This is a genomic window from Streptomyces sp. NPDC088733 (assembly GCF_044751185.1).
In the GTDB taxonomy this organism is placed as follows: Bacteria; Actinomycetota; Actinomycetes; order Streptomycetales; family Streptomycetaceae; genus Actinacidiphila.
On record NZ_JBIVLH010000011.1, the window covers coordinates 43,193 to 67,852 of the forward strand.

Consider the following 24,660-nt stretch of genomic DNA (forward strand, 5'->3'; position numbering starts at 1 on the left):
AGTCCGCCCGGGGCGGAGGGATCGGTCACGCCACCCCGTCGGGATCGGGGAGCAGCACGACCCGGTGGGCATGGGCCTCGGCGGCGACGGTGGCGTCGCACGCGGCGACCACGGTGATGCCCGCGGCGGCGACCCGGCGCAGTTCGTGCCACGCGCCGTCGCTGATGACGGTGGTCGTCACGGCCGGACCCCGGTGCCAGGGCGCGTCGTTGAGCGCGTGCTGGAGCGCTGAGCGCTGCGGGCCGGGCGGGCCGACGACGGCGATGAGTTCGCCCGCGGGCGCGGACAGCGCGATGTCGGTGGCGGTCGGTGGTGCCATGTCTGCCCCTCTGCTCGGTTCTCCTCCGGTGACACCCCTCGTGCGGCGCGCGCACAAGGCAGACAATGAGCGTTTTGCTCACGGATCGACCAAGGTGTACCAAGGATGAGCACGATCAGACGCGCGGCACTCCGGGATGCCGGGTCACGGTCCGGGGGACGGACGCCTGTTCGGGCACGCGCGGGGCGTCCCGGTGCAGCACGAGCAGCGCCATGTCGTCGGTGAGACGGCCGCGGGTGTGCCGCATGTAGGCGGCGCGCACGGCGTCCACCAGGGCCCGGGCGCACAGCGTGTGGCCGCCCGCGGCACGCGCGGCGCCTTCCAGGGCCGCCGCCAGCGGGAAGAACGTGCCGTCCGCGTCCCGGGCGTCCGCCACGCCGTCGGTGTGCAGGAACAGCGCCTGCCCGGGCAGCAGCCGCCCGCAGCGCACCGCCTTCGCCCCGGCGGCCGCGTCCACCAGCCCCAGGGGCGGAAGAGGTTCCCCCGCGTCCAGTGGCAGCGCCAGGACGCTGCCGGGCCGGTCCGCGGACAGCCGGTAGGGGCCGGGATGACCGCAGTTGAGGACGTCGACCTGGCCGTCCTCGTCGAGCTGGAGCAGCATCAGGGTGACGAACTCCTCGGCGGCGAAAGGGCGTTCCTGGATGTGCCGGGCGAGCGCCCGGTCCAGCCGCGCCAGCAGCCCGCCGAGTTCCGGCTCGTCGTACGCGGCCTCCCGGAAGGTGCCGAGCAGCGCCGCGACGGTGCCGATGGCCTCCAGTCCGTGGCCGCGCACGTCGCCGATGACGGCGCGCACGCCGTGCGGCGTGGCCAAGACCTCGTACAGATCGCCGCCGACATGCGCGCCCCGGCTGGCGGACACATGGTCGGCGGCGACCGTCAGATCGTTCACCCGCTGCGGGAGCGGGCGCAGCAGCACCCGCTGGGCGGCGAGCGCGACCTCCCGGGTGCGGGTCAGTTCGGCGGCGAGCCGTCTCCTGCGGTCGGCCAGCCAGAAGCAGGCCGCCAGCACCGCGACGACCGCCACCGCGGCACCGGCCCGCGGTCTGCCCGGCCCCGGTACGAAGAGCGCGGCCACCGCCAGCCCGCCGCTCAGCGCGACGCAGCGCCGCCGTCCGGTGCCCGCGCAGGCGAGCGCGGGCGCCGCCGCGACACCGGGCAGCCACTCCTCCCCGCCGGGCACCCCGCAGGCCAGCCCCAGTACGGCGGCCACCCACGCACCCGGCCACATGAGGAGCAGCCACCCCCGCACCCGGCCCGTCACCGCCATGGCCACCCTGGGTCCGATCATGCCGCCGGGCTCCCCCTCGCAGCCGTCGCTCCCGCGTCGAGCGGGGCTGGTTCGCCCCCGATTCTGTCGACCGACCGGCCGGGAACCGGCCTCTCCCCTGCCGGTTCACCCGATCGTGCGACGTGACCCTTATGTGGCCCGGCCGGGGGTATTGGGGTGATCGTCCCCGCCCCTCGTGCCCCCCGTGCACCGCATCGCCCGGACACGCGCGCGGGGCGCACCCGGTGATCCGAGTGCGCCCCGCGCCGAGCCGGCGCCGGTTCCCCGGCACCCTTGCCGTCCTACGCGCCGCGCAGGGAGGCGCCGGTGCGCTCGGCCGCGACGGCGACCGCGGCGTCACGGGCCGCGGAGGCCTCCTCCGCGGTCAGCGTGCGGTCGGCGGCACGGAACCGCAGCGAGTACGCCAGTGACTTCTTCCCGGCACCGATCTGGTCGCCGGTGAAGACGTCGAACAGGCGCAGCGCCTCCAGCAGCCCGCCGGCCCCGGACCGCAGGGCCGACTCGACGTCGGCGGCCGGGACGGAGGCGTCCACGACGAGCGCGACGTCCTGGGTGGCGACCGGGAAGGCGGACACCGTGGGGGCCGCCACCACGCCGGCCGAGGCGCGCTCCAGGCGGTCCAGGTCCAGTTCCATGGCGGCGGTGCCCTCGGGCAGGTGCATCGCCTTGATGACCCGCGGGTGCAGCTCGCCCGCGTTGCCGACGAGGACCTCCTCGCCGTCCGCGACGGCCAGCAGCGCCGCGCAGCGGCCCGGGTGGAACGGGGCGTGCCGGTCCTGGCGGACGATCAGCTCGACCCCCGCCTCGCGGGCGACGATCCGTCCGGCCTCGACGGCGTCGGCCCAGGCCGCGGCGCGGCCCTCGCCCCACCAGCCGGCCTGCTCGCGTGCGCCCGACAGGACCACGGCGACCCGGCGGGGCTGCCGCGGGAGGGCGGCGTCGAGCGCGGCGATCTCGGCGTCGGTGGGACGCCGGTCGACCGGCAGCCGCGGCGGCGCGGGCTCCTCGCCGCTGGGGCGGAAGACCAGGCCGGTCTCGAAGAGCGCGAGGTCGTGCGCGCCGCGTCCCACGTTGCGGCGCAGGGCGCCGAGCAGGCCGGGGAGCATGGTGGTGCGGAGCGCGGGCTCCTCGTCCGACAGCGGGTTGGCGAGCCGGACGGTGATGCGGCGGGGGTCGTCCGCGTCCAGGCCGAGCTGGTCGAAGACGCCCTCACCCAGGAATGGGTAGTTCTGCACCTCGACGTAGCCCGCCCCGGCGAGCGCCCGGCCGACCCGGCGGCGCAGCTTCTGCGACTCGGTCAGCCCGCGGCCGGAGGGCAGGTTCGGCAGCGTGGAGGGCAGGTTCTCGTAGCCCTCCAGCCGGATGACCTCCTCGGCGAGGTCGTTGGGGTCGCGCAGGTCGGGGCGCCAGGACGGCACGGTGACGATCAGCTCGTCGGCCCCGTACACGTCGCAGCCGACCTGCTGGAGCCGGCGCACGACGGTCTCGCGGCCGTACTCCCGGCCCGCCACCTTGTCCGGGTGGTCGGCGGGGATCGTGAGGGTGTGCGGCGCGGAGGGCGCGGTGATCTCGGTGACGCCGGCCTCGGCGGTACCGCCCGCGAGCAGCACCAGCAGGTCCACGGTGCGCTGCGCGGCGGCGGACGCGGCCAGCGGGTCCACGCCGCGCTCGAAGCGCTTGGACGCCTCGGAGGACAGCTTGTGGCGGCGCGCGGTGCGGGCGATGGCGACCGGGTCGAAGTGCGCGGCCTCGATGACGACGTCGGTCGTGGTGGCGCCCGTCTCGTCGATCTCGGTGTTGGCCCCGCCCATGACGCCCGCCAGGCCGATCGGCCCGCGGTTGTCGGTGATGACCAGGTCCTCGGGGTCCAGGACCCGGACCTGTCCGTCGAGCGTCGTCAGCTTCTCGCCGGGCTGCGCGCGGCGCACGCCGATCGCGCCCTCGACGCGCTGCCGGTCGTACGCGTGCAGCGGCTGGCCGAGCTCCAGCATCACGTAGTTGGTGACGTCGACCGCGAGCGAGATCGGCCGCATGCCGGCCTTCTGCAGGCGGCGCTGCAGCCACACCGGCGAACCCGCCTCCGGGTCCAGCCCGGTGACGGTCCGTGCGGTGAAGCGGTCGCAGCCGACCGGGTCGGAGACCTTGACCTCGTAGCCGTAGGAGTTCGGGCCGGGCACGTCGAGCAGCGCCGGGTCGCGCAGCGGCAGGCCGTAGGCGATCGCCGCCTCGCGGGCGACGCCGCGCATCGACAGGCAGTAGCCGCGGTCGGGGGTGACCGCGATGTCCAGCACCTCGTCGACGAGCTCCAGCAGCTCGATGGCGTCGGTACCCGCCTCGTGCTCCGGCGGCAGGACGATGATGCCGTGCGACCCGTCGTCCCCCATACCCAGCTCGGCGCCCGAGCAGATCATGCCGTGCGAGGTGCGGCCGTAGGTCTTGCGCGCGGCGATCTCGAAGTTCCCGGGCAGCACACCGCCGGGGAGGACGACCACGACCTTGTCGCCGACGGCGAAGTTGTTCGCGCCGCAGACGATCTCCTGGGGCTCGCCGGTGCCGTTGGCGATGCCGACGTCGACGGTGCAGAAGCGGATCGGCTTCTTGAAGCCCGTCAGCTCCTCGATGGTGAGCACCTTGCCGACCACCAGCGGGCCCTTGAGGCCGGCGCCGAGCTGCTCGACGGTCTCGACCTCGAGGCCGGCGGAAATGAGCTTGGCCTGGACGTCGCGGCCGGACTCGCCGGCGGGCAGGTCGACGTACTCCCGCAGCCAAGAAAGCGGGACCCGCATCAGATCTCCATCCCGAACGGAAGGGTGAAGCGCACGTCACCCTCGACGATGTCTCGCATGTCCTCGACGTTGTGACGGAACATCAGCATGCGCTCGATGCCGAAGCCGAAGGCGAAGCCGCTGTACTTCTGCGGGTCGACGCCGCAGGCGGTGAGCACCCGCGGGTTGACCATGCCGCAGCCGCCGAGCTCGATCCAGCCCTCGCTGCCGCAGGTGCGGCAGGGCCGGTCCGGGTTGCCGACGGACTCGCCGCGGCAGACGTAGCAGACCATGTCCATCTCGGCGGACGGTTCGGTGAACGGGAAGTAGTTCGGGCGGAGCCGGGTCGTGATGTCCGCGCCGAACAGCGACTGGACCATGTGGTCGAGGGTGCCCTTGAGGTCGGCCATGGTCAGGCCCTCGTCGACGGCGAGCAGCTCGACCTGGTTGAAGACCGGGGTGTGCGTCGCATCGAGCTCGTCGGAGCGGTACACCCGGCCGGGGCAGATCACGTAGACCGGGGCGTCGCGGCCGAGCAGCGAGCGGATCTGCACCGGGGAGGTGTGCGTGCGCAGCACGACACCGCTCTCCTGCGGGTCGGACCCGGCGGGCTTGTCGCCCTCGACGAAGAAGGTGTCCTGCATGGTCCGGGCCGGGTGGTCCGCCCAGATGTTGAGGGCGTCGAAGTTGAACCACTCGGTCTCGACCTCGGGGCCCTCGGCCACCTCGTAGCCCATGGCCACGAAGATGTCCTCGATCCGCTCGGACAGCGTGGTCAGCGGGTGCCGGGCGCCGCGCGGGGTGCGGTCGTAGGGCAGCGTGACGTCCACTGCCTCCTCGACCAGCACGCGTTCGTCGCGCTCGTTCTCCAGCACCTCCTGGCGGGCCTTGAGCGCCTGGTTGACCGCGCCGCGGGCCTGGCCGACGCGCTTGCCGGCCTCCGCCTTGGCGTGCGGCGGCAGCGCGCCGATCTCACGGTTGGCCAGGGCGAGCGGCGAGCGGTCCCCGGTGTGGGCCACCTTGGCCTCGCGCAGCGCGTCGAGGTCGGCGGCTTCGGCGATCGCGGCGAGCGCCTCGTCGCGCCGGCGCTCGATCTGTTCCGGTTTCAGTGCCTCGACCTCGACAGGGTCGTACGACTTGTTCGGTGCCGACATTTCTTCCCGTTCCGATGTGGGTGATGGCGTGGCCGACCTGCCTGCCCGACCGCTGAATGCCAAGGGTCGAGTCTATCGGGGCCACGGGGAAAGGCTGGTCACGCCCGTCGGGGCCGGTGGAGGACCACGCGCGCTCAGGCCAGGAAGGCCGGCGCCCCGACGGGCAGGATAAATCGGAACTGGGCGCCCTTGCCGGGCGCGCGGCCCACGATGATGGTGCCGCCGTGGGCCTCGACGATGCCCTTGACGATGTACAGCCCCAGGCCCGTTCCGCCGCGCTTGCTGCCCCGCCAGAAGCGGGTGAAGACGCGGTTCATGGACTCCTCCGGGATGCCTGGTCCCTCGTCGCTGACGGTCACCGCCGTGCCGGCCTGGTCCCGCTCGCGCGGGGTGTCGGCCGGGCGGGGTGCCGCGGATACGTCAATGGTGACAGTTCCCTCGCCGTGGCGCACGGCGTTTTCCAGCAGGTTCCCGAGGATCTGGTCGACCTTGTCGGGGTCGGCCCACAGTTCCGGGAGCGGTTCCGCCACCCGGACGAGGAAGCGGTCCGGCGAGTCCCCCGCGGCGACGAGCGCGCCCACGTGGCGCCGGATCGCGGCGACCATGTCGACCCGCTGGCGCCGCACCTCCAGCCGGCCGGAGTCGATCCGGGAGATGTCGAGCAGTTCGGCGATCAGCCGCGTGACGCGGTTGGCGTCGGCGTCGACGGTCTCCAGCATGAGCTTCTTCTGGTCCTCGGTGAAGCGTTCCCACTTCGCCAGCAGGGTGGCGGTGAACCCTTTGACCGAGGTGAGCGGCGAGCGCAGTTCGTGCGCGACGGTGGCGATCAGCTCGGCGTGGCTGCGCTCGGTGCGCCGCCGGGCCTCGGTGCCGCGCAGCGCGACGACCAGCCGGCGCACCGGGCCGGTGGGGTGGTCGCGGACGTAGCGGGCGGAGACCAGCACCTCGCGTCCGCCGGGCAGCAGCAGGTTGCGCTCGGGCTGCCCGGTGCGGGTGGACAGCCCCTCGTACGGCTGGGTGAGCTGCCACCAGCGGCGGCCGTCCAGGTCCTCCAGCGGCAGTGCCCGGTCGATGGGCAGGCCGATGACCCGGGCGGGTTCGAGCGCGGTGATGCGGGCGGCGGCGGCGTTGAAGCAGACGACCAGTCCCCGCTCGTCGGCGACGACGAGGCCGTCGGGCAGTTCGTCGGTCGTGATGCCGAACTCGGTCAGGACGGCGGTCCAGGCCGGCAGCTCGCGTGGCGCCGTACCGTCGGTCGTCCTGACGTCCATTGGCGCAACCCCCTCTCCAGGGCGGTCCCCGGGGCGCCACCCTACTAGCTCAGGGTTACCGTGCGGCACCCTCCGGGAGCACGCTGCGCCCGGGCGGAGGCGTAGAGGCACACGGCGGCGGCCGTGGCGAGGTTGAGGCTCTCGGCGCGACCGTGGATGGGGACGCGCACCACCTCGTCCGCCAGTGCGCGGGTCTCCTCCGGCAGGCCCCAGGCCTCGTTGCCGAAGATCCAGGCCGTCGGGCCGCCGATCGTGCCCTCGTCCAGCTCGGCGTCGAGGTCGCGCTCCCCCGCGCCGTCGGCGGCCAGCAGCCGCACGCCGGCCCCGCGCAGGCCTTCGACCACGGTCTCCATGGGGACGCCGACCGCCACGGGCAGATGGAACAGGCTACCGACGGAGGCGCGCACGGCCTTGGGGTTGTACAGGTCCACCGAGGCGTCGGTCAGCACGACCGCGTCGGCGCCGGCCGCGTCGGCGCAGCGCAGCACCGTGCCCGCGTTGCCGGGGTCGCGCACATGGGCGAGGACGGCGACCAGCCGCGGCCGGGCCCGGAGGATCTCCTCGAACGGGGTGTCCAGGAAGCGGCAGAGGCCGACGACACCCTGGGGGGTGACGGTGTCCGACATCTCGGCGACGACCTCGTCGGTCGCGGTGAGCACCGGCACGCCGGCGGCCCTGGCGGCGGCGACGATCCCGGCGTGGCGCTCCGCGGCCTCGGGGGTGACGTAGACCTCGACGAGATGGGCCATCGCCTCGCGCACGGCCTGCGGCCCCTCGGCCAGGAAGCGGCGCTCCTTGCCGCGGAAGCTGCGCTTGGCGAGGCGGCGTGCCGCGACGACGCGCGGGGACCGCAGGGATGTCAGCTCGGGGCCGGCCATGGGGGTGCACTCGATTCGGTCGGGTCTGGCGGGCTTGCGGGGGCGCACGGCGACGGCGCCCCGGACATACCTCGGACCCGCAGGCACGCGGCCTGCGGGTCCGGAAGGAGCGTGGGTCAGGCCGCCTTCGGGGCGTTGACGTCGCTCGGAAGGGCCTTCTGGGCCACCTCGACCAGCGCGGCGAACGCGTTGGCGTCGTTCACGGCCAGCTCCGCGAGGATCTTGCGGTCCACCTCGACGTTGGCGGCCTTCAGACCCTGGATGAAGCGGTTGTAGGTGATGCCGTTGGCGCGGGCAGCGGCGTTGATGCGCTGGATCCACAGCTGACGGAAGTCGCCCTTGCGCTTCTTGCGGTCGTTGTAGTTGTAGACGAGGGAGTGGGTGACCTGCTCCTTCGCCTTGCGGTACAGGCGGGAACGCTGACCGCGGTAACCGCTGGCCTGCTCGAGGATCGCCCGGCGCTTCTTCTGGGCGTTGACTGCCCGCTTGACGCGTGCCACTTGATAACTCCTTTTGAGGGACCGCGGAAGTCGTCACACGGTCCGAAAGCGAATGGGTCCCGGTCCAGCGGCGCGCCCCCTGGTCGAAGGGGGCGTGCCGTCACTTGCCGAGAAGCTTCTTGATCTTCTTGGCGTCGGGCTTGGCCAGGACAACCGTGCCGGTCAGGGCGCGGGTCTTCGATGACGGCTTGTGCTCAAGCAGGTGGCGCTTGCCGGCGCGCTCGCGGATCACCTTGCCGGAGCCGGTGATCTTGAATCGCTTGCTCGCACCGCTGTGGGTCTTGTTCTTCGGCATGCGCCGTAGTCTCCTCGTCGCTGGCCCTCCCGTCCGCCCGGGGGCGGACGGAGAGCGTCAGTCCTTCGTTTCCTGGCTCGGAGCGGTGCTCCGGGCCCTGGCGTAGCCGCCGGACACCGGTCCGGTGGCGTCAGCCGGCGTCGGCGGGAGCGTCCTGCTGCTGCTCCTGCTCCTCACCGTGCTCGTCGGCGGGGTCGAACTCGTCGTCCGGGCTGCCCGGCAGGCGACCGGCCTTGCGGGCGGCCTGCGCCTCGCGGGCCTCGGCCATCGCCTCGGTCTTCTTCTTGTGCGGACCGAGGACCATGATCATGTTGCGGCCGTCCTGCTTCGGCGAGGACTCCACGAAGCCCAGGTCCTGGACGTCGTCCGCGAGCCGCTGCAGCAGCCGGAAGCCCAGTTCCGGGCGCGACTGCTCACGACCGCGGAACATGATCGTGATCTTGACCTTGTCGCCCTGCTTGAGGAACCGGACGACGTGACCCTTTTTGGTGTCGTAGTCGTGCGGATCGATCTTCGGCCGGAGCTTCATCTCCTTGATGACCGTGTGCGCCTGGTTCTTGCGCGCCTCACGGGCCTTCATGGCCGACTCGTATTTGAACTTGCCGTAGTCCATGAGCTTGCAGACCGGCGGGCGTGCGTTCGCCGCCACCTCGACGAGGTCGAGGTCGTACTCCTGCGCAAGCTCCAGTGCCTTGGCAAGCGGCACGATGCCGACCTGCTCGCCACTGGGACCGACGAGTCGCACCTCGGGGACGCGAATCCGGTCGTTGATGCGGGGCTCGGCGCTGATGGGGCCTCCTCGGTAGCACCACGCGGCTGACTGGCCGACAGCCGCGTAACATCTGTGTCGTTGGTTGCCGCCCGCGAGAAGACGCAAAAAACGCCCCTAACGGGTCACAGGCGGGCTCCTCACAACCGGGAGCACCGCCGCGGTATTCCCCGCGGGGCGCGTCGGGCACCGCGCCCTCGTCGAGGACACGTCGCCTGACCGGTGACCCGTCGGCCTCCGGGGCCGGCAAGGTGGGAGATCGGAGCTCCACTTGTGGGCTGGTCCCCACCGCGTCCATGGGCTCCACCGGATACTGCTTCGGTGTGCCGCGCGTCCGCGGAGAGTTGTCCAGCCGGTCGATCGTCAAGCATACCAGCCATCGACCGCAGACCGTAATCGGACGGCGTGGGCCTATCGTGTGAGGCATGAGCGACGCCACCTCCCAGCACGAGTCCCCCTCCGCGGACCGCCCCGACTTCGACACGATGACCCGCGACATCGCGGACGTTCCCGCGGTCGAGGTGATCACGACGGTCGCGGTGCACCTGATGAGCGCGGCGGCGGTGAACCTCGGCCTCGCGGAGGAGGGCGACCAGCACAAGGACCTCGACGAGGCGCGCAAGCTGATCACGGCGCTGGCCGGGCTGATCACCGCGGGCGCGCCCGAGATCGGCTCCTACCACGCCGCCCCGCTGCGGGACGGCCTGAAGTCGCTGCAGCTCGCGTTCCGCGAGGCGTCCACCGTCCCGGACGCCCCGGGCGAGGGCCCCGGCGAGAAGTTCACCGGTCCCGTCCACGGGTAGAGCCGGGGCAGCGCCGTCAGCGCGTGAAGAGGGGCTCGCCCGGCAGCGTCGCGCCGTCGGGCAGCAGGGCCAGTTCGATACCGCGCACGAGGGCGCCCCGCAGCACCTCGTCGCCCGCCAGCGCGGCGGAGACGCGCTGCGCGACGGCACGTACGTCCGCGGCGGGCCCCAGCACGATGCCCAGGGTGCCGTCCGAGCCGGCGGAGGGCACCAGGTGGGCGCGCAGTACGTCCGGCTCTCCGGCGACGGCCGTGCGCAGGGCCGCGCGGACGGCAGGGTCGGCCAGCGGGTCGCCGCTGCCGCGGCCGGCGGCGACGGCCCGCAGCGCGGCCCCGGTCAGGGCGTAGGGAACCGGGCCGGCGATGTCGACCAGCAGCGTGTCGGCCTTCTCGTGGACCAGCGCCTGCAGGGCCTGGCCCAGGGGCACGGCCACGGGACGGGCGTCCGCGCGCCAGCGGGCCAGCGACGCGGTCGAGGTGAACGCGGGCAGGGCGCGGCGGCCGTCGGCCTCGATGGTGGGCACGGCCATGTCGCTGGTCTTCTCCCGGCGCAGCCCCCCGGGCCCCTCCTCGGTCTCGCCCAGCAGCGCGACGACCGGCACCAGCAGGCGCGCGCCCGGGAGCGCGGCCAGCACCTCGTCCTCCGCCGACGGGTCGGCGCCGAAGGCGGTGAGTGCCGCCGCCAGCCGGGGGTCGGCGGAGCCGTCGTCGTCGGGGAACCCGGAGTCCGGGATGTTCTTGGGAGGCACCCCCCGAGGGTAGCCGCAGGACTCGGGGCGATTGTTACCGGTCCTTAATGGCTCTCTCATGGGACCCGCAGGTTCGGTCCCTAGCTTCACGGACATGGCACCCGACTCGTCCGCCCCGTGGCGACGCCGGTTCGCCGGCCGCCGTCGTGACCGCTCCCGTGAACGCTCCGGCCCGGAGGGCGCGCGCCCGCACGGGGCGGTGCGCGACGTGGCGGCCGTCGCGGTCGTGACGACCGCGGCGCTGACCGCCGTGCTGTCCGTGTCCGCGACCCACCGGCATGTGCCGGCCGCGCCGGTCCCGGCGGTGCCCGGGACGACGACGCCGGAGGTGCCGGCGGACGTGGTCTCGGGCGAGGCCGAACGACACGTGGAGGTGGACTTCGACGACGTCGTCGGCACGGCGCTCGCGGGCGTGACCGGCGGCGGCCGCGCGGAGTACTCGGTCGCGATCACGGACACCGCGTCGGGGGACAGCGCGGTGTACGGACAGGGGGCGTACGACACCGCGAGCATCGTCAAGGTGGACATCCTCGCCGCGCTGCTGCTCCAGGCGCAGGACGCCGGGCGGGCCCTGACCGCGCACGAGCGGGCCCGGGCCGAGGTCATGATCGAGGACAGCGACAACGCGGCGGCCCTGGAACTGTGGCAGCGCATAGGGCGCGCCGCCGGTCTCGACGCGGCGAACAAGCGCCTGGGCCTGACGGGGACGACCGGCGGCGGCGGACTGCTGTGGGGGCTGACGCAGACCACCGCGGCGGACCAACTGACACTGCTGCGGGGGGTGTTCGGATCACACGGAGTGCTGGACACGGCCTCGCGCACCTACATACGCCAGTTGATGGGCCGGGTCGACGCGGGCCAGAACTGGGGGGTGACGAGCGCGGCCGACGGCGACTTCGAGGTCAAGAACGGCTGGCTGCAACGGAGTACGACCTCGCTGTGGGACATCAACAGCATCGGCCGGATCACCTCGGGCGGTCACACCTACCTGGTCGCCGTCGTCTCGCGCGGCAGCGCGACACAGGCCGAAGGCATCGCGCTGGTCGAGGACGCGGCCGAGGCGGCGGTGGCGGCGTTCACCAGGGCTGCGGGCGGTTCCGCCGCGTCGTGAACCGGGGCCGCAGCCACAGTGCGGCCGCGACACCGACCAGGACGGCGCCGGCGGCGGCGAACGCGGCGGCGATCCCGTCGCCGAAGGTGTCCCCGTGCACGGCGGCCGCCGCGCGCGCGGCGCCGGGACCGGGGCCGAAGTACCTGCGCGGGTAGCGGGCGGGGCTCGGGGCCGGGCTCTGCGGCCGCAGGTGGTCCGCCGCCGCGAGGGCCGCTGCCGGGTCCACCAGTCCGTAGCCGACGGAGTCGCTGCGCCCGCCGGGCGGGGCGTCCCGCGCGGTGTCCTCCAGCAGCCGCTTGACCTGGGCCGGGCTCAGCTTCGGATGCGCGGAGCGGATGAGCGCGACGGTGCCGGAGACGTAGGCCGAGGCCGTACTGGTGCCCCACCCCTCGTAGTAGCGGCGGTTGGGGTCGGCGATGACCACGTCGACGCCGGGCGCGGAGACGGCCGCGTACCAGCGCCGGGTGGAGAAGGCGGCGCGGGTGCCGTAGCGGTCGACGGCCGCGACGGCGATGACGCCCGGGTACGCGGCCGGGTACGAGGCCCGATTGCCCTGCTCGCCGCCGTTGCCCGCGGAGGCCACCACGACCACGCCCTTGCTCAGGGCGTACTGGATGGCGTCGTCCTCCTGCGCCTCGGGGTGGGCGGTGCGGCTGTCGTCGCCGAGGGAGAGGTTGATGACGTCCGCGCCGTGGTCGGCGGCCCACCGGATGCCCTCGGACAGCGCGCCGCCGCGGGTGGTGCGGGCCTTCTTGCGCTGCGGGTCCTTGTCCTCCAGTATCACGCGCACCGGGAGGATCTTGGCCTCGGGCGCGATGCCCATCACGCCGTCCTCGCCGCCGGGACCGTGGCCGTGGCCCGCGATGATGCCCGCCATGCCGGTGCCGTGCCGGGCCCACGCGTCGTCCCCGCGGCCGTCGCCGAAGCCGATCAGGTCCTTGCCCTGGAGCACCTGCCCGGTCAGGTCGGGGTGGGTGTCGTCCACGCCGGTGTCCAGGACGGCGACGGTGACGCCGCGGCCCTTCGTCGTCCGCCACGCGTCCTGTGCGTGCAGGGCGTCCAGCGCCCAGTCCGCGTCCCGTACCGCGTCGGCGTGCGCCGGGACGACCGGGACCAGGGCGAGTCCGGCGGCCGCGACCACTGCCGCGGCGACGCGCCGCATCGTGCCGGCCCTCATCGCGCGCCTCCCGACGGGGACGCCGTCAGCGATCGCGCGGCCTGCCGGACCCGGCTGCCGACGGTGTCGGCGAGGGCCTTGGCGTCGTGGCCGAGGCCGGCCTGGGCGGGGGCCGCGGTGGCGCCGTCGGCGACCGCGGAGGCGACGGGCTGGGGGACGGCGGTCTCGCGGCCGTCGGCGAAGCCGCTGACCGCGTACACGACCACGGGCAGGTCGGCGGCGATGTCCACGGTCCAGGTGGCGCGCTGCTTGTCGCCGAAGCCCGCCGACACCGTTCCGGGGAAGGCGACCGGACGGGGCATCAGGTCGGCGCGGGAGCCGAGCCGCTGGGTGGTCCACCGGTCGTGGAGCCCGCGCATGACCGGGGCGCCGGCCGAGGTGACGAGGAGTCCGACGGTCGTCACCGCCCCCGCCGAGGCGTCGGTGTACGTGGCACGGAGCAGCTTCACGCAGCCGGCCGGCCGCAGCACCTGGGCCAGCAGCGGGTCGAAGGCCTCGGCACAGCCGCTCGGCGGGGCCACGCCGATCCGCGTCCAGGTGCGGTCGGCGCCGCCGGGGCCCGCGCCGCGGCCGTCCAGTACGGGCGGGAAGAGCGTGTCGACCGGCGTGCTGTGCCACAGGGCGCGGGCCTGCGCGAACTGCCGTGCGCTGATCTGCGCCGCGGTGGGGGCCGGGGTGGCGGGCTCGTGGTTGATCCACAGTCCGGCCGCCGCTCCGCCGAGCAGTCCGAGGCCGAGCACCAGGCAGAGCGCGGCCGCGGCCGCGCGCGGCCGGGCCTGCGCGGCGTGGGCGGCGACGCCCGGCGGACGCGGCGGCGGGGCGGGCTGCGGGACGGGCGAGGACCACGCGATCGCGGGCGGGTGGCCGGGCTGCGGCGGCAGGCCGGCGATCCCGGGCCAGCCGGCGCCCGCGGGGCCGGCCGCGGCGGGCGGGGGCCAGGCGGCGGAGGTGGGGGGTATGGGGCGCGGTGACCAGCTCGGCCGGGGGGTGGTGCCCCCGCTGTCGAAACCGGTGCTCACCCGGTGCCCCCTCACGGCCGGTTCGGACACGGCCTGTTCGCGCATTGGACCTGCGGCGTCACTCTACTGGTCGTGGGCGCCCCGCGCGGTGCGAGTACGGATCACTTGCCCCTACCGCTCGGTAGGGGCATTCTGGCAAGCTGCGCGCATGTCTGATCGCGCAGCAGACCGGGCCCGCTACGACCGGGCCACCGCCGACCTCGACGCGCCCTTGGCGGTCGTGGACCTGGAGGCGTTCGACGCCAACGCCGCCGACCTGGTACGACGTGCCGGCGGCAAACCGATACGGGTGGCCTCGAAGTCCGTGCGCTGCCGGGCGCTGCTGGAGCGGGTGCTCGGCCGCGAGGGCTTCGCCGGGATCATGTCGTACACGCTGGCGGAGTCGGTGTGGCTGGCCCGCTCGGGCTTCGACGACGTGCTGCTCGCCTACCCCTCGGCGGACCGTGCCGGCTACGCGGAAGTGGCCTCGGACCCGAAGCTGGCGGCGGCGGTCACGGTCATGGTCGACGACGTGGCCCAGCTCGACCTGATCGACTCCTCCCGCGCGGGCGGTTCGGAGATCGTGCGGGTCTGCCTGGAGATGGACACCTCGCTGCGGATGCTGGGCGGCCGCGTCCGCGTCGGCGCGCTGCGCTCCCCGCTGCACCAGCCCGCCCAACTGGCCGCGCTGGCGGGCGAGGTGGCCCGGCGGCCCGGCTTCCGCCTGGTCGGGATCATGGCGTACGAGGGGCATGTGGCCGGGGTCGGCGACGCGATCGCGGGACGTCCGGTGCGCTCGCGGGCGATCCGGCTGATGCAGGCGCGGGCGCGCAGGGAACTGGCGGCGCGACGGGCCGCGGTCGTGCGGGCGGTGCGGGAGGTCGCGCCGGGGCTCGAGTTCGTCAACGGCGGCGGCACGGGCAGTGTGCAGAGCACGGCCGCCGAGGACGCGGTGACGGAGATCGCGGCCGGGTCCGGGCTGTACGTGCCGCGGCTGTTCGACAACTACACCTCGTTCCGGGGCCGCCCGGCGGCGCTCTTCGCCCAGCCGGTGGTCCGGCGCCCGGGGGTCGGCGTGGTGACCGTGCTCGGCGGCGGCTACCCGGCCTCGGGAGCGGCGGGCGCGGACCGGCTGCCGGTGCCGTACCTGCCGGAGGGGCTGCGCTACGACCCGCAGGAGGGTCCGGGCGAGGTGCAGACCCCGCTGATCGGGTCGGCCGCGGACGATCTGCTGATCGGCGACAAGGTGTGGTTCCGGCACGCGAAGGCGGGCGAGCTGTGCGAGCGGTTCGACACGCTGCGGCTCGTGGAGGGCGACCGGGTCGTGGCGACGGTCCCGACGTACCGGGGCGAGGGCAAGACGTTCCTCTAGAGGTCGCGCGCACGCCTCCGTGCGCGCCGGGGCACCGGCGGGAACGGAGGCGTGCGGCGGGCGGGTCAGATGCCCGTGCCGCCCCCGGAGCCGACGGCCTTGATGCCCTTGACGATGTCGTCCATCACCGAGAGTTCCGGCGCCTTGTCGTTGATGTCGAAGCCGGAGCGGACCAGCACGAGCCTGGCGGGGTCCTGCGGCGAGGGGAACACCAGCGACTGGACGTAGCCGTCGTCGCCCTTCTTCGTGACGACCTTCCAGCGCACCAGCCAGCCCTGCTGGCCGGCGACCGTGGTCTTCTGCGACAGCAGTTGCGTGTGCGAGGTGAGACCGCCGTAGATCTTGCCGCCGTAGGACTCCTCGGCATTGCCCGCGATGTCCTCCTTGGCCGCGGCCTCGGCGGTGGTGGACTTCAGCTTCACCGCCGCGGCGGGCATGGAGAAGACGCCGCCGCGCACGCAGGTGTTCGCGGTGTCGCCGGGGCAGGCGTACTCGCCCACGGTGAGCTGGGCGAGCCCGTCGCGGCTCGTGCCGCCCGTCCAGCTGTCGGGGACGGGGAGGCTGATGCCGTCCACCAGGTCGACGGCGAAGCCGGGGTCGGCCTTGGGCAGGTTGTCCTGGCCGCCGCCGGGGCCGCCGCCCGGGCCGTTGCCGTCGGGGCCGTTCCCGCCCTCCCGGCCGGGGCCGGGGGCCGTGACCGAGGGGGCGGGCCGGGCGGAGTCCGCGCCGGAGTCGCTGCCCCTGCCGAGGGCGACGACGCCGCCGACGACCGCGCCGGCCACCACGACCGCGGCGACGACGGCGATCGCGATCAGGCCGCCGCGCCGCTTGCGCGGCGCGGCGGGGAAGGCGGCGGGGTACGCCGGCCAGCCCGGCGCCCCGGCGTCGAACACCGGGGCGGGGACCTGGGTGCCGCGGGTGTACTCGGTCCACGCGGACCCGTCCCACCAGCGCTCGAGTGCCGGGCCGTTTCCTGTCTGCCCGGGTTCTGGGTACCAGCCGGGCGGGGTCGTCATGGTCACGGGCGTCACCCTAAGGCCAGGGCCCTAAGATTCCCGTCAGACCACCGGTCACAGAGGGGTCACGTACGCCCCCGCGATCCCGCCGTCGACCAGGAACTCCGCACCGGTGATGAAGGACGCGTCGTCACTGGCGAGGAAGGCCACGGCGGCCGCGATCTCCTCCGCCTCCGCGAAGCGCCCGACGGGGATGTGCACCAGCCGGCGGGCGGCGCGCTCGGGGTCCTTGGCGAACAGTTCCCGCAGCAGCGGGGTGTTGACCGGTCCCGGGCACAGCGCGTTGACCCGGATGCCCTCGCGGGCGAACTGCACGCCCAGTTCGCGCGACATCGCCAGCACGCCGCCCTTGGAGGCGGTGTACGAGATCTGGGAGGTCGCCGCGCCCATGACCGCCACGAAGCTCGCGGTGTTGATGATCGAGCCCTTGCCCTGCCGCTGCATGTAGGGCAGCGCCGCCTTGCAGCACAGGTAGACCGACGTGAGGTTGACCTCCTGCACCCGGCGCCAGGCGTCGATGCCGGTGGTGAGGATCGAGTCGTCGTCGGGGGGCGAGATGCCGGCGTTGTTGAAGGCGACGTCGACCGAGCCGTAGGTGTCGTACGCGGTCCGGAACAGGGCCTCGACCTGATCGGCGTCGGTGACGTCCGTCCTCACGAACAGCCCGCCGACCTCCTCGGCCGCCGCCTTGCCCGCGCTCTCGTCGATGTCGGCGCACACGACGTGGGCGCCCTCGGAGGCCAGCCGGCGCGCCGAGGCGAGCCCGATGCCGCTGCCGGCGCCGGTGACCACCGCCGTCCGGCCCACCAGGCGGCGGCACACCGCTGTCTCTGCTTGCGTCATTGCCGGGATCACTCCTCCGTGCTGATGAAGACGTTCTTGGTCTCGGTGAAGGCGGCCAGCGCGTCGGGGCCGAGCTCGCGCCCGAGCCCCGACTGCTTGAAGCCGCCGAACGGTGTCCAGTAGCGCACCGAGCTGTGGGAGTTGACCGACAGGTTGCCGGCCGCGGTGCCCCGGGCGAGCCGCAGGGCGCGGCCGACGTCACGGGTCCAGATCGAGCCCGACAGGCCGTACGGGGTGGCGTTGGCCAGCCGCAGCGCGTCGGCCTCGTCCTCGAAGGGCAGGACGACGGCGACCGGCCCGAAGACCTCCTCCACCGCGACGCGCTCCCCCGGGTCGGCGGGCGCGAGCACGGTCGGCGGGTACCAGAAGCCCTTGCCCTCCGGCGCGGTGCCGCGGATCGCCGCGGGCGCCGCGGTGGCCACGTACTCCCGCACCCGGTCGCGCTGCACGGCGGAGATCAGCGGTCCCATCGCGGTCGCGGGGTCGGCCGGGTCGCCGACGCCGACGGCCAGGACGGCGGGCTCCAGCAGGGCCATGAACCGGTCGTACGCGGTGCGCTGCACGAGGATGCGGGTGCGGGCGCAGCAGTCCTGTCCGGCGTTGTCGAGGAAGGACAGGGGGGCGGTCGCCGCCGCCTTCTCCAGGTCCGCGTCGGCGAAGACGATGTTGGGCGACTTGCCGCCGAGTTCGAGGGTGACCCGCTTGAGGGTGTCCGCGCCCTTGGCCATGATCTGCTTGCCGACCCGGGTCGAGCCGGTGAAGACGATCTTCGCCACGCCCGGGTGCTCCACCAGGGCGTTGCCCGCGACGGGCCCCCGGCCCGGCAGCACCTGGAAGAGGTGCTCGGGCAGCCCGGCCTGAAGCGCGAGCTCCGCGAGCCGCAGCGCGGTCAGCGGGGTGGTCTCCGCGGGCTTGAGGATCACCGCGTTGCCCGCCGCGAGCGCGGGGGCGGTGCCCCAGGCGGCGATGGGCATGGGGAAGTTCCAGGGCGCGATGACGCCGACGACGCCCAGCGGTTCCAGGAAGGTGACGTCGATGCCGCCGGGCACCGGGATCTGACGTCCCATCAGGCGCTCCACCCCGCCGGCCGCGTACTCCAGCAGGTCGCGGACGTTGCCGGCCTCCCAGCGCGCGTTGCCGATCGTGTGACCGGCCTGCCGCACCTCCAGGGCGGCCAGTTCCTCCACGTGGCCGTCGACCGCCGCCGCGAAGCGGCGCAGCAGCCGGGCCCGGTCCGCCGGGGCCAGGGCCGCCCAGGCGGTCTGGGCGCGGGCGGCCCGCGCGACGGCGGCGTCCACGTCCGCGGGACCCGCCGCGGGGACGGTGGCGATCACCTCCTCGGTGGCCGGGTTGAGCACTTCCAGGGTGTCCAGCACATCGGGCACTGCGGGCCTCACATGCGTTCGAAGGAGCGGTAGCGCTCCCAGTCGGTCACGGCGGTGTCGTACGCGTCCTGCTCGACGCGGGCCATGTTCGCGTAGTGCTCGACGACCTCGTCGCCGAACGCCGCCCGCGCGATCGGGCTGTCCTGCCACAGGGCGGCGGCCTCGCGCAGCGTGGTGGGGACGTGTGCCACGCCGTCCGCCGCGTAGGCGTTGCCCGTCACGGGCTCGGGGAGGGCGAGCTTGTTCTCCACCCCGTACAGGCCGGCGGCGACCATGCCGGCCACGGCCAGGTACGGGTTCACGTCGCCGCCCGGCACACGGTTCTCCAGGCGCAGCGCGGCCGGGGAGTGGCCGACGACGCGCAGCGCGCAGGTGCGGTTGTCCGGGCCCCACGCGACGGCGGTCGGGGCGAAGGAACCGGGCCGGAAGCGCTTGTAGGAGTTGATGTTGGGCGCGTACAGCAGCGCGAAGTCGCGCAGCGCGGCGAGCTGCCCGGCGAGGAAGTGGCGCATCGTCTCCGACATCCCACCCGGCTCCTCCCCCGCGAAGACGGGGTTGCCGTCGCCGTCGCGCAGAGAGAGGTGGATGTGGCAGGAGTTCCCCTCGCGCTCGTTGTACTTGGCCATGAAGGTCAGCGCGTAACCCTCCTGCGCCGCGATCGACTTGGCGCCGGTCTTGTAGACGCTGTGCTGGTCGCAGGTGACCAGGGCCTCGTCGTAGCGGAAGGCGATCTCGTGCTGCCCGAGGTTGCACTCCCCCTTGGCGGACTCCACGCGCATGCCGGCCGCGCCCATCTCGTTGCGGATGCGGCGCAGCAGCGGCTCGATGCGGCCGGTGCCCAGCAGCGAGTAGTCGACGTTGTACTGGTTGGCGGGCGTCAGGCCGCGGTAGCCGCTGTTCCAGGCCTGCTCGTAGGTGTCCTTGAAGACGATGAACTCCAGCTCGGTCCCCGTGTACGCGGTCCAGCCGCGCCCGGCGAGCCGCTCCAGCTGCCGGCGCAGGATCTGCCGGGGCGAGGGGCCGACGGGTGCCGCGTCGTGGTCCAGCAGCCGCAGGTCGGCGATGACCAGGGCGGTTCCCGCGTCCCAGGGGGTGCGGCGCAGCGTGCCGAGGTCGGGGTGGAGGGCGAAGTCGCCGTAGCCGCGCTCCCAGGACGACAGGGCGTAGCCGTCGACGGTGTTCATGTCGGCGTCCACGGCCAGCAGGTAGTTGCAGCCCTCGGTGCCGTGCTCCAGGACGTCGTCGAGGAAGTGGCGTGCGGCGCAGCGCTTGCCCTGGAGGCGGCCCTGCATGTCGGTGAAGGCCACGACCACGGTGTCGACCTCGCCGGAGTCGACAAGACGCCTCAGGTCGTGGGTGCTGAGCGGGGCTGTTCGGTGCTCCACGGGTGGTCACCTCTTCTACCGGCCGACAGGTGATCCAAAAGTACGGGCCGGGAGGGCGGGTTGGGTACGGTGCGGGAAGAAATCCGCGCGTCGCCGGGAGGCTCATGTGGCCCGTCCGCTCATCGGGATCAGCACCTACTGGGTCGGTTCCGCCCGCTGGGGTGCCTGGGAGCTGCCCGCGGCCCTGCTGCCGGCCGGGTATCCGCTGCTGGTGCAGCGCGCGGGCGGGCTCGCCGCGATGCTCCCGCCGGACCTGCCGGAGCTGGCCGCGCAGACCGTGGCGCGGCTGGACGGGCTCGTCGTGGCGGGCGGCCCGGACGTCGACCCGGGGACCTACGGGGCGGAGCGCGACCCGCGCACCGACCCGCCGGCCCGGGAGCGCGACGCCTGGGAACTCGCCCTGATCGGGGCCGCTCTGGCGGGCGGTGTGCCGCTGCTGGGCATCTGCCGCGGCATGCAGCTGCTCAACGTCGCCCTCGGCGGCACGCTCGTGCAGCACCTGGACGGCCACCGCGGACCGGCCGCCGGGGTCTTCGGCGGCCACGTCGTCAAGCCGGTGCCCGGCACGCGGTACGCGGCGGCGGTCCCGGAGGCCGTCTCCGTGCCCACCTACCACCACCAGGCGGTCGACGCCCTCGGCCGGGACCTGCTGGTCGCCGCCCATGCCGAGGACGGCACGCCCGAGGCGGTCGAGCTGCCCGGGGAGGCCTTCGTGCTGGGGGTGCAGTGGCACCCGGAGATGGACGGCACGGACGACCGGGTGATGCGGGCGCTGGTCAGAGCTGCAGCTTGAAGCCGACGTGGGAGCCGGTGAAGCCGAGCCGCTCGTAGAAGCGGTGCGCGTCGGTGCGGGAGACGTCGGAGGTGAGCTGCACCAGCGCGCAGTCCAGCCGGCGGGACTCCTCGACGGCCCACTCGATCATCGCCGTCCCCAGGCCGCCGCCGCGGGCCGAGCGGTGCACGCGCACCGCCTCGATGACGGAGCGCGTCGCGCCGCGCCGTGAGAGCCCGGGGATCACCGACAGCTGCAGCACGCCCACGAGCCGGCCGTCCCGCTCCGCGACGACGACGTGCTGCCCCGGGTCCGCCGCGACGCGCTCGAACGCCGCGAGGTACGGCGCCATGTCGTCGGGGGTCTCGCGGCCGCTGCCGAGCGCGTCGTCGGCGAACATCGCGACGATCTCGGGCAGGTCGGCGGGCGTGGCGGGGCGCATGTGCAGGTCACTCATGCGGTTCACCCTAGGGTCGGCGGCGGCCCGGCCGGGAAGCGGGGTTGGCGCGTGCACGACCGTTGACAGTGGGCCGCGGTGCTCCCTAGGCTCCGCAAGGGTGTTTGAAACGTATCAATCACCCCTTTGACGTCCACCACCCACCTACCCCGTGACCACGGCCGCCCCGGCGCGCCGCCCTTTTGCGCGCCCATGGATTGAAACGTTAAAACGCGTCGCGATACCAATGAGGTGTTCATGAAACGACGTCCACCCCTCGTACGCCGGCTCGCGCTGCTCGCGCTCGCCCTCGGCATGGTGCTCGCGGGCACGCCCCAGGCCTTCGCCGACCGGGCCCCCCGCAACCATGCCCCGCAGGCGCCGGACGGCCTGACGGTCGACGACCGGACCGACCCCCTCGCGGTCGACGGAGCACCGCAGTTCGGCTGGCTGCCGCAGGACAAGGACCCCGGCGAGATCCAGACCGCCTACCGCATCCTCGTCCGCGACTCCGCCGGGCGCACGGTCTGGGACAGCGGCAAGGTCGCCGGCTCCGAGCAGTCCTGGGTGCCCTACGGCGGTCCCGCGCCGGCCCCCGGCGCCACGTACCGCTGGCAGGTCAGGACCTGGGACCGCGCGGGCGAGGCCTCGCCCTACTCGCGCGAGGCCTCCTTCGGCGCCGGGCTGGGCGACCAGGACTGGTCGGGCGCCCAGTGGATCCGCCGCCCCGCCACGGGCAACGACGCCGCCAACGAGTGGACGGCCGCGCGCAAGGTGCTGCGGGTCTCGGCGGGCAGCCCCGTGGTCCGTACCCGGATCTGGGTCGCGGCCGCCGGAGACTGGCAGGTCGACGTCAACGGCGCCCAGGTGCAGCGCAGTTCCTCCTACGAGTACGCGGGCGAGGGCTTCTACGACGTCGCCGCCGTACAGGGCGTCAAGGCCGGCCGGGACCTGGCCGTCGGCGTGCTGACGCACTACTGGTCGTGCAAGTGCCAGGGCCGGGCCAACGGGCCGGGCAGCCCCGAGGGCCCCTCGGGCACGCTGGTCAAGGTGGTCGTCGAGCACGCCGACGGCAGCCGTGACGTGGCGGTGTCCGACGGCAGCTGGAAGGTGCACCGCTACGACCCCCAGCGCGTCGACACCCTGACGTACCGCAACAGCGACTCCGGCGACCGCGTCGAGTACTACGACGCCACCGCCGAGCCGACCGGCTGGGACACCGCCGGCTACGACGACAGCGCGTGGGCCGCCGCCACCGTCGTCGGCACGCACCCGCGCCCGAACCCCGTCAGCTGCGCCGCGTACTCCGGCGGTTCGTCGCCGTGCGCGTTCACCCACCTGTCGGCGCTCCAGGCCCACCTGTCGCAGAGCACCGTCCACCCGGTCTCGGTGCTGCGCCTGCCCGACGGCACCGTCTTCGCCGACTTCGGGAAGGTGTACGCCGCGGTGCCCTCCGTCCGGCTCGACTCCGGCACCGCGGGCCGGCAGCTGACGTTCACCACCAGCTACCGGCGCAGCAACTCCACACTGAGCGCGGCCGCGGCCAGGGGCGACACCGCCGTGACGCTCGCCAGCACGGCCAACGTCCACACCGGCGATGCGATCACCGTCGACGGGCCCGCCGACGGTTACGGCCCCGGGAACCCGGAGTCCCGTACCGTCACCGCGGTGGACGGCACCACCGTCACCCTGGACCGCCCGCTGCGCGAGGACCACGCTGCGGGCCGCTGGGTGGACAACTCCCGTGCGGGCACGTCCGGTCTGGACACCCAGGGCAGCAACATGCGCTTCTTCTTCACCGAGAAGGACGGCCGGCAGACCGCGCAGCCCTTCACCTACTGGGGCTGGCGCTACCTCCAGATCAGCGACCCCGGCGAGAAGCTGACGGCGCACGACATCAGCGCCGTCGTCCAGAACACCGACGCGCCGCACGACGCGACCTTCCGCAGCAGCGACGACACGTTGGACCAGGTCTTCGACCTGATGCAGCGTTCGGCGCTCCAGTCGGCGCAGAACGTCTTCCTCGACACCCCGACCCGCGAGAAGGGCCAGTTCCTCGGCGACACCGTCGACGAGTCCTTCGCGACCATGACCGCGAACGGGGAGCGCGGCCTGACCCGCCAGGCCATCGTCTCCTTCATGAACTCGCAGGCGCGCTACTGGCCGAACGGCGCCATGAACGCCGTCTACCCCAACGGCGACGCCAAGCGGGACATCCCCGACTACACCGAGATGTTCCCCGAGTGGGTGCTGCGCTACTACCGGACCACCGGCGACCGGCAGTTGCTCGCGCAGGCCCTCCCGGTGATGCGCAACATCGCCGACTACATCTGGTCGGCGGTCGACGACCGGGGCCTGGTCGCCGACCTGCCCGGCGGCAGCGGCGCCTACCTGCACGGCATCATCGACTGGCCGGCGCCCATGCGGTACGGCTACGTCACCGACGGCAACGTCGACCGCACCGTCGTCAACGCGCTCGGCGTCGGCGCGCTGCGCTCCGTCGCGGAGGCCGCGGCGGAGCTCGGCGACCACGCCACCGGTGCCGCGTACGGGGACCGGGCGGAGAGCGTCGCCACCGCGATGCGCGCGCAGCTGCGGGACCCCGTCAGCGGTCTGTGGTCGGACGGCCTGACGGCGGACGGTGCGCGCATCGCCCACCACGGCGAGCACGCGCAGTCCTTCCCGGTCGCCTACGGCGTGGCCGCGCCATCGGAGTACGCGGCCCTCGGCGACGGCATGGACGCGCTGGGGATGCAGCAGGGCCCGATGACGCTGCGCACCCTGCTGGAGGCGCTGCGGGTCACCGACCGGCCGGACACGCTGGTGCGGATCCTCACCGACCCCTCCGCCGACGGCCCGGCCCAGGTCCTCGCCGAGGGCGGCACCTTCATGTGGGAGCAGTGGACGCCGGGCTGCGCCACGAGTTCCTGCACCGGGAGCCAGGTCTCGCAGAGCAACAGCGAGAGCATGTCGCACGGCTGGGGCGGCGCGGGAGCGGTCGGCGTGCTCGAGGGCGTGCTCGGCCTCACCGTCACCGGTTCCGGCGGCTCGTCGGTGCGGATCGCCCCGGCGAACGCGGGGGTGAGCCACGCCTCCGGCACGCAGTGGACCGAGCGCGGCACGGTGGGGGTCAGCTGGACCCGCAAGCGGCACGGCGTGGACACCTCGGTCGAGGTGCCGGTCAACGTCACGGCGACGGTCGCCCTGCCGGTGGTGGACGGCGGCCGCTACACCGTGTCCGGCGGCCGCGCGACGTACCTGGGCGTCCAGGACGGGCGGGCGGTGTACCGCGTCGGATCGGGGCGGACGGCGTTCACGTCCGTGGGCCGCGGCTGACCTGAGGGGCACGCCCCTCGCACACGAAGGGCCCCGGCG

22 protein-coding genes are annotated in these 24,660 nt (G+C 73.9%); 5 read left to right on the plus strand and 17 right to left on the minus strand.

The window, feature by feature from the left end:
* Positions 1-25 precede the first annotated feature (25 nt).
* From ACIP64_RS21325 to infC, 9 genes are all read right to left on the minus strand, one after another.
* The gene (locus ACIP64_RS21325; RefSeq protein WP_401588979.1) at positions 26-319 is read right to left on the minus strand and encodes a hypothetical protein; all 294 of its coding nucleotides are present in this window, start codon (positions 317-319) and stop codon (positions 26-28) included.
* A gap of 115 nt (positions 320-434) precedes the next feature.
* Positions 435-1,607 carry a PP2C family protein-serine/threonine phosphatase gene (locus ACIP64_RS21330; RefSeq protein ID WP_401588982.1) on the minus strand — a complete coding sequence of 391 codons (1,173 nt, stop codon included), beginning with the start codon at positions 1,605-1,607 and terminating at the stop codon, positions 435-437.
* A 281-nt stretch (positions 1,608-1,888) separates the two neighbouring features.
* Positions 1,889-4,393 (minus strand): phenylalanine--tRNA ligase subunit beta, encoded by a 2,505-nt coding sequence (gene pheT, locus ACIP64_RS21335; RefSeq protein ID WP_401588985.1) that lies wholly within the window; start codon positions 4,391-4,393, stop codon positions 1,889-1,891.
* A complete protein-coding gene (pheS, locus tag ACIP64_RS21340) occupies positions 4,393-5,526 on the minus strand; it encodes a phenylalanine--tRNA ligase subunit alpha (protein WP_401588988.1) in 1,134 nt (377 codons plus the stop codon). Before pheS ends, pheT begins: the two co-directional genes overlap by 1 nt.
* A gap of 134 nt (positions 5,527-5,660) precedes the next feature.
* The gene (locus ACIP64_RS21345) at positions 5,661-6,797 is read right to left on the minus strand and encodes an ATP-binding protein (RefSeq protein ID WP_401588991.1); all 1,137 of its coding nucleotides are present in this window, start codon (positions 6,795-6,797) and stop codon (positions 5,661-5,663) included.
* 44 nt (positions 6,798-6,841) lie between these two features.
* Complete coding sequence (locus tag ACIP64_RS21350) at positions 6,842-7,675, minus strand: TrmH family RNA methyltransferase (protein WP_401588994.1); 834 nt, start codon at positions 7,673-7,675, stop codon at positions 6,842-6,844.
* Positions 7,676-7,791: 116 nt separating this feature from the next.
* Positions 7,792-8,175 (minus strand): 50S ribosomal protein L20, encoded by a 384-nt coding sequence (gene rplT / locus ACIP64_RS21355; protein WP_018564305.1) that lies wholly within the window; start codon positions 8,173-8,175, stop codon positions 7,792-7,794.
* 100 nt (positions 8,176-8,275) lie between these two features.
* Positions 8,276-8,470, minus strand: coding sequence for a 50S ribosomal protein L35 (gene rpmI, locus ACIP64_RS21360; RefSeq protein WP_319662038.1), 195 nt, complete (start codon positions 8,468-8,470; stop codon positions 8,276-8,278).
* A gap of 130 nt (positions 8,471-8,600) precedes the next feature.
* Positions 8,601-9,260 (minus strand): translation initiation factor IF-3, encoded by a 660-nt coding sequence (gene infC, locus ACIP64_RS21365; protein ID WP_360906508.1) that lies wholly within the window; start codon positions 9,258-9,260, stop codon positions 8,601-8,603.
* Between the two features lie 404 nt (positions 9,261-9,664).
* Between infC and ACIP64_RS21370 the strand changes: the two genes are divergently transcribed.
* Positions 9,665-10,042, plus strand: a complete 378-nt coding sequence (locus ACIP64_RS21370) for a DUF1844 domain-containing protein (RefSeq protein ID WP_319662037.1) — start codon at positions 9,665-9,667, stop codon at positions 10,040-10,042.
* A 16-nt stretch (positions 10,043-10,058) separates the two neighbouring features.
* Here ACIP64_RS21370 and ACIP64_RS21375 read toward each other — a convergent pair whose 3' ends face one another.
* Positions 10,059-10,790 (minus strand): SseB family protein, encoded by a 732-nt coding sequence (locus ACIP64_RS21375; RefSeq protein ID WP_401588998.1) that lies wholly within the window; start codon positions 10,788-10,790, stop codon positions 10,059-10,061.
* A 94-nt stretch (positions 10,791-10,884) separates the two neighbouring features.
* Between ACIP64_RS21375 and ACIP64_RS21380 the strand changes: the two genes are divergently transcribed.
* Positions 10,885-11,901, plus strand: coding sequence for a serine hydrolase (locus ACIP64_RS21380; RefSeq protein WP_401589001.1), 1,017 nt, complete (start codon positions 10,885-10,887; stop codon positions 11,899-11,901).
* Here ACIP64_RS21380 and mycP read toward each other — a convergent pair.
* The gene (gene mycP / locus ACIP64_RS21385; protein ID WP_401589004.1) at positions 11,867-13,078 is read right to left on the minus strand and encodes a type VII secretion-associated serine protease mycosin; all 1,212 of its coding nucleotides are present in this window, start codon (positions 13,076-13,078) and stop codon (positions 11,867-11,869) included. The genes ACIP64_RS21380 and mycP overlap by 35 nt on opposite strands.
* On the minus strand, positions 13,075-14,097 hold the full coding sequence (locus tag ACIP64_RS21390) for a hypothetical protein (protein WP_401589007.1): 1,023 nt from the start codon (positions 14,095-14,097) through the stop codon (positions 13,075-13,077). The genes mycP and ACIP64_RS21390 overlap by 4 nt, the downstream gene beginning before the upstream one ends.
* A 148-nt stretch (positions 14,098-14,245) precedes the next feature.
* Between ACIP64_RS21390 and ACIP64_RS21395 the strand changes: the two genes are divergently transcribed.
* Positions 14,246-15,448 (plus strand): amino acid deaminase/aldolase, encoded by a 1,203-nt coding sequence (locus ACIP64_RS21395; RefSeq protein WP_401589010.1) that lies wholly within the window; start codon positions 14,246-14,248, stop codon positions 15,446-15,448.
* Positions 15,449-15,513: 65 nt separating this feature from the next.
* On the opposite strand, the gene ACIP64_RS21400 is transcribed toward ACIP64_RS21395, so the two are convergent.
* From ACIP64_RS21400 to ACIP64_RS21415, 4 genes are read right to left on the minus strand one after another with little or no spacing between them, the layout of a single operon-like run.
* Positions 15,514-16,464, minus strand: a complete 951-nt coding sequence (locus ACIP64_RS21400) for a DUF2510 domain-containing protein (RefSeq protein WP_401589475.1) — start codon at positions 16,462-16,464, stop codon at positions 15,514-15,516.
* Between the two features lie 54 nt (positions 16,465-16,518).
* Complete coding sequence (locus ACIP64_RS21405; protein WP_401589013.1) at positions 16,519-17,307, minus strand: 3-oxoacyl-ACP reductase; 789 nt, start codon at positions 17,305-17,307, stop codon at positions 16,519-16,521.
* Positions 17,308-17,315: 8 nt separating this feature from the next.
* Positions 17,316-18,683: an aldehyde dehydrogenase family protein gene (locus ACIP64_RS21410; RefSeq protein WP_401589478.1), complete on the minus strand. Its 1,368-nt coding sequence runs from the start codon at positions 18,681-18,683 to the stop codon at positions 17,316-17,318.
* Between the two features lie 17 nt (positions 18,684-18,700).
* The gene (locus ACIP64_RS21415; RefSeq protein ID WP_401589016.1) at positions 18,701-20,077 is read right to left on the minus strand and encodes a glutamine synthetase family protein; all 1,377 of its coding nucleotides are present in this window, start codon (positions 20,075-20,077) and stop codon (positions 18,701-18,703) included.
* A 106-nt stretch (positions 20,078-20,183) separates the two neighbouring features.
* Here ACIP64_RS21415 and ACIP64_RS21420 point away from each other — a divergent pair, with 106 nt between their 5' ends.
* The gene (locus ACIP64_RS21420) at positions 20,184-20,870 is read left to right on the plus strand and encodes a gamma-glutamyl-gamma-aminobutyrate hydrolase family protein (protein WP_401589019.1); all 687 of its coding nucleotides are present in this window, start codon (positions 20,184-20,186) and stop codon (positions 20,868-20,870) included.
* Here the strand turns inward: ACIP64_RS21420 and ACIP64_RS21425 are convergent.
* Positions 20,854-21,306 (minus strand): GNAT family N-acetyltransferase, encoded by a 453-nt coding sequence (locus ACIP64_RS21425; RefSeq protein WP_401589022.1) that lies wholly within the window; start codon positions 21,304-21,306, stop codon positions 20,854-20,856. The genes ACIP64_RS21420 and ACIP64_RS21425 overlap by 17 nt on opposite strands.
* A 237-nt stretch (positions 21,307-21,543) precedes the next feature.
* Here ACIP64_RS21425 and ACIP64_RS21430 point away from each other — a divergent pair, with 237 nt between their 5' ends.
* The gene (locus ACIP64_RS21430) at positions 21,544-24,621 is read left to right on the plus strand and encodes an alpha-L-rhamnosidase N-terminal domain-containing protein (protein WP_401589025.1); all 3,078 of its coding nucleotides are present in this window, start codon (positions 21,544-21,546) and stop codon (positions 24,619-24,621) included.
* The last annotated feature ends 39 nt before the right edge of the window (positions 24,622-24,660 follow it).